We start from the raw sequence: 14545 nt of genomic DNA on the forward strand, positions 1-14545 counted from the left end.
ACTCTGGCGGAGTTGGCCGCTAGTCTCCGAGCGAGGGTGAACGGGCAAGCGTGTTGCTCGTGGCTCCCCAGGTGTGGGGCGACTAGGTTCCTCACCGGTCCGTATCCGACAGTTCGACATCCGAGGTGACGTAGGCGTGGCTCTACCGCCCCTTACCCCTGAACAGCGCGCAGCCGCGCTCGAAAAGGCCGCCGCGGCTCGCCGGGAGCGGGCCGAGGTCAAGAATCGACTCAAGCACTCCGGCGCCTCCCTGCACGAGGTGATCAAGCAGGGCCAGGAGAACGACGTCATCGGCAAGATGAAGGTCTCCGCGCTGCTCGAGTCCATGCCGGGCGTGGGCAAGGTCCGCGCCAAGCAGATCATGGAGCGTCTGGGCATCTCCGAGAGCCGCCGTGTGCGGGGCCTCGGCTCCAACCAGATCGCCTCCCTGGAGCGTGAGTTCGGCAGCACCGGCGCCTGAGTCCGGCCCCGCACCGGACCGGGAGTCCCGGGCACTCCGGGATTGCTGGAATAATCGCTGCATGAGTGAACGTCCGCGGCTGACCGTGCTCTCCGGCCCCTCGGGGGTCGGCAAGAGCACGGTCGTCGCCCATATGCGCAAGGAACACCCCGAGGTCTGGCTCTCGGTGTCGGCGACGACCCGCAAGCCGCGCCCCGGTGAGCAGCACGGAGTCCACTACTTCTTCGTCACCGACGACGAGATGGACAAGCTGATCGCCAACGGCGAGCTGCTGGAATGGGCCGAGTTCGCCGGCAACCGGTACGGCACGCCCCGCGCGGCCGTCCTGGAGCGGCTGGAGAGGGGCGAGCCCGTCCTGCTGGAGATCGACCTCCAGGGCGCCCGCCAGGTCCGTGAGTCCATGTCCGACGCACGGTTGGTGTTCCTGGCTCCGCCCTCCTGGGAGGAGCTGGTGCGCAGGCTCACCGGCCGGGGCACCGAGTCGCCCGAGGTCATCGAGCGCCGCCTGGAGGCGGCCAGGACCGAGCTGGCGGCCGAGCCGGAGTTCGACGAGACCCTGGTCAACACCTCCGTCGAGGACGTGGCCCGTGAGCTGCTAGCCTTGATGGACGTTGTGTAATCGTGACTGTGATCACGATCATTGATTCTTTTCCATCCATCGGAAGGTAGAGCGTGTCCTCTTCCATCACCGCGCCCGAGGGCATCATCAACCCGCCGATCGACGAGCTCCTCGAGGCAACCGACTCGAAGTACAGCCTCGTGATCTACGCGGCCAAGCGTGCTCGCCAGATCAACGCGTACTACTCGCAGCTCGGCGAGGGCCTCCTCGAGTACGTGGGTCCGCTCGTCGACACCCACGTCCACGAGAAGCCGCTCTCGATCGCCCTGCGCGAGATCAACGCCGGTCTGCTGACCTCCGAGGCCATCGAGGGCCCGGTGCAGTAGTACTTTCAGATCGCAGATGGGTTTATCCACAGGCCCGGCAGCACGCTGCCGGGCCTGTGGTGTGTCATGGGTGTTGCACGTTTTCCGGACCGAGGAGACATGGTGGACAAGCCGAGGGTGGTACTGGGCGTCAGCGGTGGCATCGCCGCCTACAAGGCCTGCGAGCTGCTGAGAAGGTTCACCGAGTCGGGCCATGACGTGCGCGTGGTGCCGACCGCCGCCGCGCTGAACTTCGTCGGCGCCGCCACCTTCTCCGCCCTGTCCGGCAACCCCGTCGCCACCGATGTCTGGGACTCGGTGCACGAGGTGCCGCACGTCCGCATCGGCCAGCACGCCGACCTCGTCGTGGTCGCCCCCGCCACCGCCGACATGCTCGCCAAGGCCGCCCACGGACTCGCCGACGACCTGCTCACCAACACCCTTCTGACGGCCCGCTGCCCGGTGGTCTTCGCCCCGGCCATGCACACCGAGATGTGGGAGCACCCCGCCACCCGGGAGAACGTGGCCACGCTGCGCCGCCGCGGCGCCGTCGTCATCGAGCCCGCCGTCGGCCGCCTCACCGGCGTCGACACCGGCAAGGGCCGGCTGCCCGATCCGGGCGAGATCTTCGAGGTCTGCCGCCGGGTGCTCGCCCGCGGTGTCCAGGAGCCCGACCTGCGCGGCCGCCATGTGGTGGTCTCCGCGGGCGGCACCCGCGAGCCCCTGGACCCGGTGCGCTTCCTCGGCAACCGCTCCTCCGGCAAGCAGGGCTACGCCCTCGCCCGCACCGCGGCCGCCCGCGGCGCGCGGGTGACGCTGATCGCGGCCAACACCCAGCTGCCCGACCCCGCGGGCGTGGACGTCGTACAGGTCGGCACCGCGGTCCAGCTGCGCGAGGCCGTGCTGAAGGCCACGGCGGACGCCGACGCCGTCGTCATGGCCGCGGCCGTCGCCGACTTCCGGCCCGCCGCCTACGCCACCGGCAAGATCAAGAAGAAGGACGGCAAGGAGCCCGAGCCCATCGTCCTGGTGCGCAATCCGGACATCCTGGCCGAGGTCTCGGCCGAACGGGCCAGGGCCGGACAGGTGATCGTGGGCTTCGCCGCCGAGACCGACGACGTGCTCGCCAACGGCCGCGCCAAGCTCGCCCGCAAGGGCTGCGACCTGCTCGTCGTCAACGAGGTGGGGGAGCGCAAGACCTTCGGCTCCGAGGAGAACGAGGCCGTCGTGCTGGGCGCCGACGGCAGCGAGAACCCCGTGCCGCACGGGCCCAAGGAGGCCCTCGCCGACATCGTCTGGGACCTGGTCGTGGACCGCCTCGACTGACGCCGGCGCGGCCGGCCGGGCGAACCCGGTGACCGGTTCAGGCCAAGCTCGGTTCGGGGACCGATACCCTGGCCAAGGTCGCCGGGCATTGTGCACAATGCCCGTGCCGCAGGTCACAGCGCTCCCGAGAGGCGAGACAGTGGCCCATCGGCCGAGCGCGACCGATAAACTGTTGAAGGCCGACCGGGCGCAGCCCCGCGTCGACTGCAAATGATCAGCCAGCAGCCGCTGCAACCACAGGGAGCGTTGTGTCCCGTCGCCTGTTCACCTCGGAGTCCGTGACCGAGGGTCACCCCGACAAGATCGCTGACCAGATCAGCGACACCATTCTCGACGCGCTTCTGCGCGAGGACCCGTCTTCGCGGGTCGCCGTGGAGACGCTCATCACCACCGGCCTGGTGCACGTGGCCGGCGAGGTGACCACCAAGGCGTACGCGGACATCGCGACCCTGGTCCGCGGAAAGATCCTGGAGATCGGCTACGACTCCTCGAAGAAGGGCTTCGACGGCGCCTCCTGCGGCGTGTCGGTGTCCATCGGCGCGCAGTCCCCGGACATCGCGCAGGGCGTCGACACGGCGTACGAGTCCCGTGTCGAGGGCGATGAGGACGAGCTGGACAAGCAGGGCGCGGGCGACCAGGGCCTGATGTTCGGTTACGCGTCCGACGAGACGCCGACCTTGATGCCGCTGCCCATCTTCCTGGCGCACCGCCTGTCGAAGCGGCTGTCGGACGTGCGCAAGAACGGCACCATCCCGTACCTGCGCCCCGACGGCAAGACGCAGGTGACCATCGAGTACGACGGCGACAAGGCCGTCCGCCTCGACACGGTCGTCGTCTCCTCGCAGCACGCCTCCGACATCGACCTGGAGTCGCTGCTGGCCCCGGACATCCGCGAGTTCGTGGTGGAGCCGGAGCTGAAGGCGCTGCTGGAGGACGGCATCAAGCTGGACACCGAGAACTACCGCCTCCTGGTCAACCCGACGGGCCGGTTCGAGATCGGTGGCCCGATGGGTGACGCGGGCCTGACCGGCCGCAAGATCATCATCGACACGTACGGCGGCATGGCCCGGCACGGCGGCGGCGCGTTCTCGGGCAAGGACCCGTCCAAGGTGGACCGTTCGGCCGCGTACGCGATGCGCTGGGTCGCCAAGAACGTGGTGGCCGCGGGCCTGGCCTCGCGCTGCGAGGTGCAGGTGGCGTACGCGATCGGCAAGGCCGAGCCGGTGGGTCTGTTCGTGGAGACCTTCGGCACCCACAAGGTCGACACCGACCGGATCGAGAAGGCCATCGACGAGGTCTTCGACCTCCGCCCGGCCGCGATCATCCGCGACCTCGACCTGCTCCGCCCGATCTACGCCCAGACGGCCGCCTACGGCCACTTCGGCCGTGAGCTTCCCGACTTCACCTGGGAGCGCACGGACCGCGTGGACGCCCTGCGCAAGGCCGCGGGCGTCTGATCCCGCACGGCACGACGAGGCCCGGCTTCCCTTCGGGGAGCCGGGCCTCGCCGCCTTCCGTGCCGGGCCTCAGCCGGCGAGCCCCAGCCGGACCCGCCGCCGCCCGTGGTCGACCTCCAGAACCCTGACCCGGAGCTCCTGCCCCACCTCGGCGCTCCGCCCGGCCAGCTCGTCGGAGTGCACCAGGCCCTCCACGAACGGGTCCACGCGGACGAAGACCCCGAAGGGGACGACCATGGTCACCGGCCCGGCCAGGACGTCCCCGGCGCCGACGGTCAGTCGGTCCCAGGGGTCGTCCTGGAGCGCCTTGAGGGACAGCGCGACCTGGCCCCGCCGGGTGTCCGGGTCGAGCACCTCCGCGCGGATCCGCTGTCCCGGCGCCACCACATCCGCCGGATCCTCGAACCGGGACCACGAAAGCTGCGGGACATTGATGAACCCGGTTCCCGCGTAGACCGGATGCGCGGGCTCGCCGTCGATCCGTACGAAGACCCCGAAGCGGTGCACGGAGGACACGGTCCCCTCGATGACGTCCCCGCGCCCGAGGCCGAGGAGGAAGCGGTGCAGCGCCTCGTCCTCGCAGGCTCGCGCGGACAGCAGGGTCCGGCCGGCGGGTCCGCCGCGCATCGTCACCTCCGCGCGGATCCGCTGCCCCACCGTGAGCACGTCCGACGGGTGCCGGACGCGGCGCCAGGTCAGTTCGTGCTGGGGGACACGACCGGAGGGGAGTCCGGGCGCGTCGCCGTCCAGCAGCACCAGCGCATCGCCCCCGTCGAACCCGGCGACGGCGCCGGTCAGCACCTCTCCGGGGGCGACGAGGCATTTTCTCAGGCGGTCCAGCGGGTCCGGTGTCGGTTCGGTCATGGGGGCGAGCGTAGGCGGAGCGCCGGGCGGGTCGGTAACGAATTGAGTGGAGTGCGGAGACGGAGAGTGGTTACGGTGAGGATGTTGGTGCTCGTCCGGTGCGCGGGTCGCGGCTACTTCTGGGCGTTCGACGTCCTCGCGGGTTCGAATCCCGCCGCCGCTCCGGGGACGGTGCGGTGTGGCCGAGGGGTCTATGGCGGAAGCGCCGTACGGCGCGCCCGCGGCCGGGATGATCTCGGACGGGCACCGGCGACTCGGGCCGTTGTCAGTCGGGTTTGGTAAGAATGCAGGCGTGAGCAGCGAGAACGGGGGGCCCCGGGCGGACGGGGAGGGCGGCGCCGAAGGGGCGCCGCCGGAGCAGCTCGCGCTCATCCGGGAGAGCGTGCGCGAGGCCAGGGCGCCCCGCGCCAAACCGCGGACCTGGCGGGGCGCCGCGCTCGCCGAGCATCTGCCGGTCGCGCGGGTGCTGGTCGACAAGGGCGTCCTGCACCTCGACCGGTACTTCGACTACGCGGTCCCCGCCGAGCTGGACGAACAGGCACAGCCCGGCGTAAGGGTGCGCGTGCGCTTCGGCGCCGGACGGCACCGGGTGCGCGAGGGCCGCCGCGAGGGCGGCGGCCTCATCGACGGCTTCCTGATCGAACGGCGGGCCGAGTCCGACTACTCCGGCCCCCTCGCCGCGCTCGCCCAGGTCGTGTCCCCCGAACCCGTGCTCGGCGAGGAACTGCTCGGCCTCGCCCGCGCCGTCGCCGACCGGTACGCGGGCAGCCTCGCCGACGTCCTCCAGCTCGCCGTACCGCCCCGCAACGCCCGCGCCGAACAGCGCACCTCGCCCGCACCCCTGCCACCCCCCGAGGCCCCCGACCCCGGCCCCTGGACGCGGTACGAACAGGGCGGCGCCTACCTGCGGACCCTGGCCGACGGCGGCGCCCCCCGCGCCGTGTGGCACGCGCTGCCGGGCCCGCAGTGGAGCGAGGAACTGGCCCGCGCCGTCGCCGCCACGCTCGCCTCGGGGCGTGGCGCGCTCGTCGTCGTACCCGACGGACGGTCCGCCGCACGCGTCGACGCCGCCCTGACCGCCCTGCTCGGCCAAGGGCACCATGCCCTGCTCACCGCCGACGCCGGGCCCGAGAAGCGGTACGCGCAGTGGCTCGCGGTACGGCGCGGATCCGTGCGCGCGGTCGTCGGCACCCGCGCCGCCATGTTCGCGCCCGTTCGGGACCTCGGCCTGGTCGCGATCTGGGACGACGGCGACGACAGCCACAGCGAACAGCACGCCCCCCAGCCGCACGCCCGCGATGTCCTGCTGCTGCGCGCCACCCTCGACAAGTGCGCCTTCCTGCTGGGCGGATTCTCCTGCACCGTGGAAGCGGCCCAACTGGTCGAGACCGGCTGGGCGCGCCCCCTGATCGCCGGCCGGGAGCAGCTACGGCGGTCCGCGCCCCTCGTCCGCACCGTCGGGGACCAGGACCTCGCCCGCGACGAGGCCGCCCGCGCCGCCCGGCTGCCCACCCTCGCCTGGCAGACGGCCCGCGAGGGGCTGCGGCACGGGCCGGTGCTGGTCCAGGTGCCGCGCCGCGGATACGCCCCGCGCATGGCCTGCGACCGGTGCCGGGCCCCGGCGCGCTGCGTGCACTGCTCCGGCCCGCTCCAGGGCCAGGACGCGGGCCTGCTGCGCTGCGGCTGGTGCGGGCGCGCGGAGGGCGCCTGGCACTGCCCCGAGTGCGGCGGCTTCCGGCTGCGCGCCCAGGTGGTGGGCGCCCGGCGCACCGCCGAGGAACTGGGCCGGGCCTTTCCCGCCGTACCGGTGCGCACCTCGGGCCGCGAACATGTACTGGACACCGTGCCGGGCACCCCCGCGCTGGTGGTGAGCACGCCGGGCGCCGAACCGGTCGCCGAGGGCGGCTACGCGGCGGCATTGCTGCTCGACGGCTGGGCCATGCTCGTACGACCCGATCTGCGGGCCGGTGAGGACGCGCTGCGCCGGTGGATCGCGGCGGGGGCGCTGGTCCGGCCACAGGGCGAGGGCGGCACAGTGGTCGTGGTGGCCGAGCCGACCCTGCGGCCCGTACAGGCGCTGGTGCGCTGGGACCCCGTCGGGCATGCGCTGCGGGAGCTGTCCGAGCGGGCGGAGCTGGGCTTCCCGCCGGTGTCCCGGATGGCGGCCGTGTCCGGGACACCGGCGGCGGTCGCCGAGTTTCTCGCCGCGGTCGAACTGCCGTCGGACGCCGAGGTGTTGGGCCCGGTGCCGCTGCCGCCCGCGCCGCCCGGCGGGCCCCGCAGGCCGGGGGCGCCGCCGCCCGGCGAGCACTGGGAGCGGGCCCTGGTGCGGGTCCCGCCGGGCAGCGGCTCGGCACTGGCCGCCGCGCTGAAGTCCGCGCAGGCCGCGCGGATGGCGCGGGGGAGCGGTGAGGCGGCGCGGGTGCGGGTGCGGATCGATCCGCCGGACATCGGGTGAGGCCCGGGAAGCCGGCGGTGCCGGAGGACCGGCCCGCTCCCGGAATTTCCCGAGGCTTCCGGGAGGGCGGGAGCGGTCAGCCGTTGCGCGGGCCGGGGAAGGCCGTCGGGCGGGCGTCCTCCCGGAGCGTCGGGCTGCCCGCGGTCGGCTGGGTGGGCATGGAACGGGCGGCGGGGACCGTCGGCACCGGCACCGCGGGCAGGCCGGAGTTCACATTGAGCGTGCGGGTGCCCGACGGCTCCGGGGTCCGCTCGGCCTCGGCCGCCGCCTGGGCGGCGGCGCGGCGGGCGCCGTAACGGCGGTGCACCGCCTGCTTGGTGACCCCGAGCGCCGACCCCACCGCGTCCCAGGAGAAGCCCAGCGAGCGGTCGAAGTCCACGGCGGCCGTGACCAGGGTCTCGACGCTGTCCCGGAGTTCCTGGGCGAGGCGGACGGTCGGGGCGGGGGCGCGGCCGTAGACGACGAAGCCCGTGGACGGGCCGGTGCGGCGCGGACGGTAGACGTTGCCCAACTGGGCGGTGAGCGTGCGCAGTGCGTCCACCTGCCGGCGGACCCGCTCGATGTCCCGCACCAGCAAGTGCAGGCTGGCCCGAGCCTGGGCGTCGTGGGTTGCATGGTCGGCCATGAACAAGCCTCTCGAACCGGCGTTGAAAGGAATCGGGCGGCCGAAGCGGCCCTATGTGGTCAACTCTCTCTTGACCAACGCGTCTGCGCTCCGCTGGTCACGGGGTGGGGGCGTACGGGCATATGCGTACGCCGTCGCACCACCCGCGCGCCGCCCGTTTCCAGTGGGCCCGCGCGCCGGGCGAGTTGACCGCGGCCGTGCACCGCGCGGTGCCGGACGCCGGGCGGTCATAGACTGGTGCGCCGCCCGTCCGATCCCCGCCCGAGAGGCCCGATCCCGCCCATGAAGCTCGTCTTCGCCGGAACCCCCGAGGTCGCCGTACCCGCCCTGGACGCCCTGCTCGCCTCCGGGCGGCACGAAGTGGCCGCCGTCGTCACCCGGCCCGACGCCCCCGCGGGCCGGGGCCGCAGGCTGGTCGCGTCGCCCGTGGCCGAGCGCGCGGAGGAGGCCGGCATCGAGGTGCTCAAGCCGGCCAAGCCGCGGGACCCCGAGTTCCTGGCGCGGCTCACGGAGATCGCCCCGGACTGCTGCCCGGTCGTCGCCTACGGCGCCCTGCTGCCCCGCGCCGCCCTCGACATCCCGGTCCACGGCTGGGTCAACCTGCACTTCTCGCTGCTGCCCGCCTGGCGCGGCGCGGCGCCCGTGCAGCACGCGCTGATGGCGGGCGACGAGATCACGGGCGCGTCCACCTTCCTCATCGAGGAGGGCCTGGACTCGGGACCGGTGTACGGGACGGTGACCGAGGAGATCCGGCCCACCGACACCAGCGGCGACCTGCTCACCCGGCTGGCCTTCGCCGGGGCCGGGCTGCTCGCGGCCACCATGGACGGCATCGAGGACGGCACCCTGAAGGCCGTGCCGCAGCCGGCCGAGGGCATCACCCTCGCGCCGAAGATCAACGTCGAGGACGCCGAGGTGGACTGGGCGGCGCCCGCGCTCCGCGTCGACCGGGTCGTGCGCGGCTGCACCCCGGCGCCCGGCGCCTGGACCACCTTCCGGGGCGAACGGCTCAAGCTCATCCAGGTCGCCCCGGTGCCCGAGCGCACCGACCTCGCGCCGGGCCACCTCGCCGTCGGCAAGAACAGCGTCCACGTGGGCACCGGCTCGCACGCCGTCGAACTCCTCTGGGTCCAGGCCCAGGGCAAGAAGCCGATGCGCGCCGCGGACTGGGCCCGAGGAGCCCGGATCGGCGAGGGGGAGACGCTGGGCGGATGAGTTCCGGGGTGAGTCCGGGCGCCTGTCCGGCCGGGTCCGCACGGGCACGCTCGGCCGGCCCGGGGAGCGGACGCCGGTGAGGGGGCGGGCGCCGGCCCGGCTTCTTGCTCCGGGACCGCCGTACGCCGAGTGCGAACGGCGCCCGAGACCGGTGCCGGCGGGGTGACGAGCCCGGTCCGCCCCACCCGCACGCCCCCGCTCGCCCCCCTCGACGTACGCTTGCCCACATACCCCTTTTCACCACCGGAGCACCTTTTTCGTGAGCGAGCAGTCGCGGCGGGGTCGTAAGCCCGCCAAGCCCTACCGGCGTCCCAAGAAGGACCCCGTCCGCATCCTGGCCTTCGAGGCGCTGCGGGCGGTGGACGAGCGGGACGCGTACGCCAACCTGGTGCTGCCCCCGCTGCTGCGCAAGGCGCGGGAGAAGGACGACTTCGACGCGCGGGACGCCGCGCTCGCGACCGAGCTGGTGTACGGGACGCTGCGCCGGCAGGGGACGTACGACGCCGTCATCGCCGCCTGCGTGGACCGCCCGCTGCGCGAGGTCGACCCGCCCGTGCTGGACGTGCTGAGCCTCGGCGCGCACCAATTGCTCGGCACCCGGATTCCGACGCACGCCGCGGTGTCCGCCACCGTGGAGCTCGCCCGTGTCGTCCTCGGCGACGGACGCGCCAAGTTCGTCAACGCGGTGCTGCGCAAGATCGCCCAGGACGATCTGGACGGCTGGATCGGCAAGGTCGCGCCGCCCTACGAGGAGGACCCCGAGGACCACCTCGCCGTCGTGCACTCCCACCCCCGCTGGATCGTCTCCGCGCTGTGGGACTCCCTGGGCGGCGGGCGTGCCGGGATCGAGGAGTTGCTCGCGGCCGACAACGAGCGGCCGCGGGTGACGCTGGTCGCGCGGCCGGGCCGGGCCACCGCCGAGGAACTGCTGAGCGAGGACGCCGCGGAGGCCGGGCGCTGGTCGCCGTACGCCGTGCGGCTGGCCGAGGGCGGCGAGCCGGGTGCGGTCGAGGCGGTGCGCGAGGGCCGCGCCGGGGTGCAGGACGAGGGCAGCCAGCTGGTCGCCCTCGCGCTGGCCAACGCGCCCCTGGAGGGGCCGGACACCAAGTGGCTCGACGGCTGTGCCGGACCCGGGGGCAAGGCGGCCCTGCTGGGGGCGCTCGCGGCCGAGCGGGGTGCCGTGCTCCTCGCGTCGGAGAAGCAGCCGCACCGGGCCGGTCTGGTGGCCAAGGCGCTGGCCGGCAATCCGGGGCCGTACCAGGTCATCGCGGCGGACGGCACGCGGCCGCCGTGGCGGCCGGGCAGTTTCGACCGGGTGCTGGTGGACGTGCCCTGCACCGGGCTCGGCGCGCTGCGCCGGCGGCCCGAGGCACGCTGGCGCCGGCGTCCTGAGGACCTGGACAATTTCGCTCCCCTCCAGCGCGCCCTGCTGCGCACCGCGCTCGACTCGGTGCGCGTCGGCGGCGTGGTCGGCTATGCCACCTGCTCTCCGCACCTCGCCGAGACGCGGGTCGTCGTCGCCGATGTGCTCAAGCAGTACCCGGACGCCGAACTCGTCGACGCCCGGCCGCTGCTGCCCGGCGTCCCCGCGCTCGGGGACGGCCCGGACATCCAGCTGTGGCCGCATGTGCACGGCACCGACGCGATGTACCTCGCGCTGATCCGCAGGACCGCCGGCTGACGGTCGCGGATCGGCTGCGCGGTTCTCGTTCACCGCATGCGTCGGCTTCGTCGCCCTCGGTTATCCACAGGGACGGAAACACCATCCGACAAACAACGGATCGGTACGATGAACGGTCTCACCTGTGGACGGACGGGAACATCAGTGCCTCGGACATGGCAGTCTTGGGGCATGGCAGCGCAGATCAACCCCAGCATCCTGTCCGCCGACTTCGCCCGCCTGGCGGAGGAGGCCAAGGCTGTCCAGGGCGCCGACTTCCTTCACGTCGACGTCATGGACAACCACTTCGTCCCCAACCTCACGCTCGGCGTGCCGGTGGTGGAGTCCCTGGCCCGTGCGACGGACACCCCGCTGGACTGCCATCTGATGATCGAGGACCCCGACCGCTGGGCTCCTCAGTACGTGGAGGCGGGCGCCTCGTCCGTCACCTTCCATGTGGAGGCGGCCGCCGCCCCGGTCCGCCTCGCCCGCGAGATCCGTGCCAAGGGTGCGCGCGCCTCCATGGCGCTCAAGCCCGCGACGCCGATCGAGCCGTACGAGGACCTGCTGCCGGAACTCGACATGCTGCTGATCATGACCGTCGAGCCGGGCTTCGGCGGCCAGGCCTTCCTCGACATCATGCTGCCGAAGATCCGCCGCACCCGTGAGCTGATCGCCAAGCACGGCCTCCAGCTCTGGCTCCAGGTCGACGGCGGCGTCTCCGAGTCCACCATCGAGCGGTGCGCGGAGGCGGGCGCCGACGTGTTCGTGGCGGGCTCGGCGGTCTATGGGGCGAAGGACCCGGCGGAGGCGGTGCGTGCCCTGCGCGTCCGTGCGGAGGCGGCCACGGCCAAGGCCTCCTGGGCATGCGACCACTGAGCCACGGCTACGTGAACGGTTGAGAGAACGCCGCCCATCAGGGCTAATCAGTCGCGCCGGATCTGCAAGGATGAACGGCGAATCCAGAGTGTGAACAGCAGTGAGGAGATCGCCGTGTCGGGTATGTCGGCGGGCCGGTCAGCCATGCGGATGGGACCCGCTGAGCTGGTCCAGGCGGCGGCCATGGCCCGCCGCTTCTACCTCGAGGGCAAGTCCAAGATCCAGATCGCGGAGGAGTTCGGCGTCAGCCGCTTCAAGGTGGCACGGGTCCTGGAGACCGCTCTCGAACGGGATCTCGTGCGTATCGAGATCCGCGTACCGGCCGAGCTGGACGCGGAGCGCTCCGACGCGCTCCGCGCCCGCTACGGCCTGCGGCACGCCGTCGTGGTCGAGTCCCCGGCCGAGGCCGAGGAGACCCCCGACCCCGAGAACCTCGGCGAGGTCGCCGCGGACCTGCTCGGCGAACTGGTCAACGAGGGGGACGTGCTCGGCCTCGCCTGGGGCCGCTCCACCATCCACATGGCGGCGGCGCTGGACCGGCTGCCGCCGTGCACCGTGGTGCAGCTGACGGGTGTGTACGACGCCGGTACCTCCGAGCGCGGCTCGGTCGAGGCCGTGCGCCGTGCCGCCCAGGTGTCGGGCGGCGACGCCCACCCGATCTACGCGCCGATGCTGCTGCCGGACGTGGCCACCGCGGCGGCCCTGCGCAACCAGACCGGGATCGCCCGCGCCTTCGAGTACTTCGACAAGGTCACGGTCGCCTGCGTCTCCATCGGTTCCTGGGAACCGGGCATCTCGACGGTGCACGACATGCTCAGCGACGAGGAGCGGGCGCACTACGCCTCGCTCGGTGTCGCCGCCGAGATGGCCGCGCACCTCTTCGACGCCGAGGGGCGCCGGATCGGGCGGGACCTCGGGGAGCGGTGCATCACGGTCAAGGCCGACCAGCTGCGCCGTATCCCGGAGGTCGTCGCGATCGCCGGCGGCCAGCGCAAGGCGGCCGCGATCGACGCGGTGCTCCGCTCCGGGCTGGTCACCAGCCTGGTCACGGACACCTCGGCCGCGGACTACCTGATGACGGCGGGCCCGACGCCGAAGGCCGCCCTGAGCCGCCAGGACCCCGACGGGCAGTGAGGGGACCGGAGGCGAGGCAGTCCGCGGCGGGGCGTGCGGTCGGCGGTACGGCCGCGGTGCCGCCGGGGTGACGACGGCGGCCCGATGGCAGGGTGGCTGAAGGGTTGCCGGACCGGACTTCACGGATCGGCGGGCGGCTACGGCCGGTGATCGCGCGGCGTGGTGTGGGGCTCTGGCCTGAAGTTCCGGTCCGGAGTCTCTGGGCCCGAGGTCCCGGTTCGGAGCCCCGGCCGGACTCCGCTGCCGCCTCGCCGCCGCCCCTCGGCCCCGCGGTGCCGCCGGGGTGACGACGGCGGCCCGATGGCAGGGTGGCTGCAGGGTTGCCGGACCGGACTTCACGGATCGGCGGGCGGCTACGGCCGGTGATCGCGCGGCGTGGTGCGGGGTTCTGGGCTGAAGTCCTGGTTTGGAGTCTCTGGGCCCGAGGTCCCGGTTCGGAGCCCCGGTCCGGATTCCGCCGCCGTCCCGCTGCCGCCCCCGGCCCCCGCGCCGTCGGCCCCTCCCGTCGGCGGCTCGTGGCGTCCTCGTACCCGCGACGTACCCGCGACCGCCATGGCAGCATCGTCCGCATGCTGTCCTTGTCCCGCCCCTCGCCCCCGGCATCCGAACGGCCCCGTACCCGGCCGCCCGGCCGACCGCTGTCCCGCCCCCTGTCCCGGCTGCTCGCGGGGCTGCTCGTCGTCCTCGCCGTGCTGCTCGCCGGGTGCTCGCCGAAGGTGTCGACGGGTGACGGCACGACGGGGTCGCGTACCGGCTCGGCCTCCAGCTCTGCCGCCACGCCCGGCTGGGCCAGGGGCATGGCGACCGTACCGGCGTCGCGGTTGCCGGCCGAGGCACGGCGGACGCTGGCGCTCATCGACCGGGGCGGCCCTTATCCCTACACACGGGACGGGATCGTCTTCGGGAACTTCGAGCGGCATCTGCCCAAGCACCAGCGCGGCTACTACCACGAGTACACCGTGCCGACACCGAGATCACGCGACCGCGGGGCCCGGCGCATCATCACCGGACAAGGCGGGGAGTTCTACTACACCGATGATCACTACAACTCGTTCCGGGCGGTGCTGAGATGACCGGGGACCTCGCGGACCGCCGGATCGTCACCCTGGACCTCACCGGGGTGGCGGACAAGTCCGGCCTGATGGACGCCGTGGCGCGGGCCCTCGGCCTGCCCGACTGGTTCGGCCGGAACTGGGACGCGCTCCTCGACAGCCTCGGCGACCCCTCGGTCTGGCCGGCCGAGGCGGCCGGGCGCGGGCTGCTGCTCGTCGTCACGGAGTGGGAGCCGTACGCGCAGGCACGGCCCGACGAATGGCGGGTGGCCCGCGAGGTCTTCACCGAGGCGAGCGAGCGCACCGCCCCGCTCACGGTGGCCCTCGCACTGGCCTGACATCCCTCGCCCGGACGCGCGGCCCGGCCGCGGCGGGATCACCGAGAAGGCCGGGCCGTCCCACCGGTGACCAGCCCCTTCGGCGGATCATCCGAAGGTGGGGCGGCCGCGCTGGAGGTTCCGCCCGGAGACGGGCGGGGGCGGGGCATGGGA

14 protein-coding genes are annotated in these 14545 nt (G+C 73.2%); 12 read left to right on the forward strand and 2 right to left on the reverse strand.

What is annotated here, in order from left to right; all coding sequences use genetic code 11:
* The first annotated feature begins 136 nt into the window (after positions 1-136).
* The 5 genes from ACE4Q9_RS27625 to metK all read left to right on the forward strand — a co-directional run bounded on the left by ACE4Q9_RS27625 (position 137) and on the right by metK (position 4167).
* The gene (locus tag ACE4Q9_RS27625; protein WP_037651003.1) at positions 137-460 is read left to right on the forward strand and encodes an integration host factor; all 324 of its coding nucleotides are present in this window, start codon (positions 137-139) and stop codon (positions 458-460) included.
* A gap of 61 nt (positions 461-521) precedes the next feature.
* Complete coding sequence (gene gmk, locus ACE4Q9_RS27630; RefSeq protein ID WP_397986925.1) at positions 522-1079, forward strand: guanylate kinase; 558 nt, start codon at positions 522-524, stop codon at positions 1077-1079.
* Positions 1080-1132: 53 nt separating this feature from the next.
* Complete coding sequence (rpoZ, locus tag ACE4Q9_RS27635; protein ID WP_030810584.1) at positions 1133-1405, forward strand: DNA-directed RNA polymerase subunit omega; 273 nt, start codon at positions 1133-1135, stop codon at positions 1403-1405.
* A gap of 102 nt (positions 1406-1507) precedes the next feature.
* Positions 1508-2710: a bifunctional phosphopantothenoylcysteine decarboxylase/phosphopantothenate--cysteine ligase CoaBC gene (gene coaBC, locus ACE4Q9_RS27640; RefSeq protein ID WP_397987348.1), complete on the forward strand. Its 1203-nt coding sequence runs from the start codon at positions 1508-1510 to the stop codon at positions 2708-2710.
* Between the two features lie 248 nt (positions 2711-2958).
* Positions 2959-4167, forward strand: a complete 1209-nt coding sequence (gene metK, locus ACE4Q9_RS27645) for a methionine adenosyltransferase (RefSeq protein ID WP_136101961.1) — start codon at positions 2959-2961, stop codon at positions 4165-4167.
* 69 nt (positions 4168-4236) lie between these two features.
* Here metK and ACE4Q9_RS27650 read toward each other — a convergent pair whose 3' ends face one another.
* Positions 4237-5031, reverse strand: coding sequence for a S1 RNA-binding domain-containing protein (locus tag ACE4Q9_RS27650; protein WP_397986926.1), 795 nt, complete (start codon positions 5029-5031; stop codon positions 4237-4239).
* 292 nt (positions 5032-5323) lie between these two features.
* Here ACE4Q9_RS27650 and ACE4Q9_RS27655 point away from each other — a divergent pair, with 292 nt between their 5' ends.
* Positions 5324-7489, forward strand: coding sequence for a primosomal protein N' (locus ACE4Q9_RS27655; protein ID WP_397986927.1), 2166 nt, complete (start codon positions 5324-5326; stop codon positions 7487-7489).
* 76 nt (positions 7490-7565) lie between these two features.
* Here ACE4Q9_RS27655 and ACE4Q9_RS27660 read toward each other — a convergent pair whose 3' ends face one another.
* The gene (locus ACE4Q9_RS27660) at positions 7566-8114 is read right to left on the reverse strand and encodes a hypothetical protein (protein WP_397986928.1); all 549 of its coding nucleotides are present in this window, start codon (positions 8112-8114) and stop codon (positions 7566-7568) included.
* Between the two features lie 282 nt (positions 8115-8396).
* Here ACE4Q9_RS27660 and fmt point away from each other — a divergent pair, with 282 nt between their 5' ends.
* From fmt to ACE4Q9_RS27690, 6 genes are all read left to right on the forward strand, one after another.
* Positions 8397-9329, forward strand: a complete 933-nt coding sequence (gene fmt / locus ACE4Q9_RS27665) for a methionyl-tRNA formyltransferase (RefSeq protein WP_397986929.1) — start codon at positions 8397-8399, stop codon at positions 9327-9329.
* A gap of 259 nt (positions 9330-9588) precedes the next feature.
* A complete protein-coding gene (locus tag ACE4Q9_RS27670; protein ID WP_397986930.1) occupies positions 9589-11010 on the forward strand; it encodes an RsmB/NOP family class I SAM-dependent RNA methyltransferase in 1422 nt (473 codons plus the stop codon).
* A 171-nt stretch (positions 11011-11181) separates the two neighbouring features.
* On the forward strand, positions 11182-11868 hold the full coding sequence (gene rpe, locus ACE4Q9_RS27675) for a ribulose-phosphate 3-epimerase (RefSeq protein ID WP_397986931.1): 687 nt from the start codon (positions 11182-11184) through the stop codon (positions 11866-11868).
* Positions 11869-11958: 90 nt separating this feature from the next.
* Positions 11959-13002 (forward strand): sugar-binding transcriptional regulator, encoded by a 1044-nt coding sequence (locus tag ACE4Q9_RS27680; protein WP_397986932.1) that lies wholly within the window; start codon positions 11959-11961, stop codon positions 13000-13002.
* Between the two features lie 569 nt (positions 13003-13571).
* A complete protein-coding gene (locus ACE4Q9_RS27685; protein ID WP_397986933.1) occupies positions 13572-14075 on the forward strand; it encodes a ribonuclease domain-containing protein in 504 nt (167 codons plus the stop codon).
* Positions 14072-14392: a barstar family protein gene (locus ACE4Q9_RS27690; protein ID WP_397986934.1), complete on the forward strand. Its 321-nt coding sequence runs from the start codon at positions 14072-14074 to the stop codon at positions 14390-14392. Before ACE4Q9_RS27685 ends, ACE4Q9_RS27690 begins: the two co-directional genes overlap by 4 nt.
* Positions 14393-14545 lie beyond the last annotated feature (153 nt).

Origin of the sequence: Streptomyces sp. AM6-12, assembly GCF_044327085.1 — a bacterium.
GTDB lineage: Bacteria > Actinomycetota > Actinomycetes > Streptomycetales > Streptomycetaceae > Streptomyces.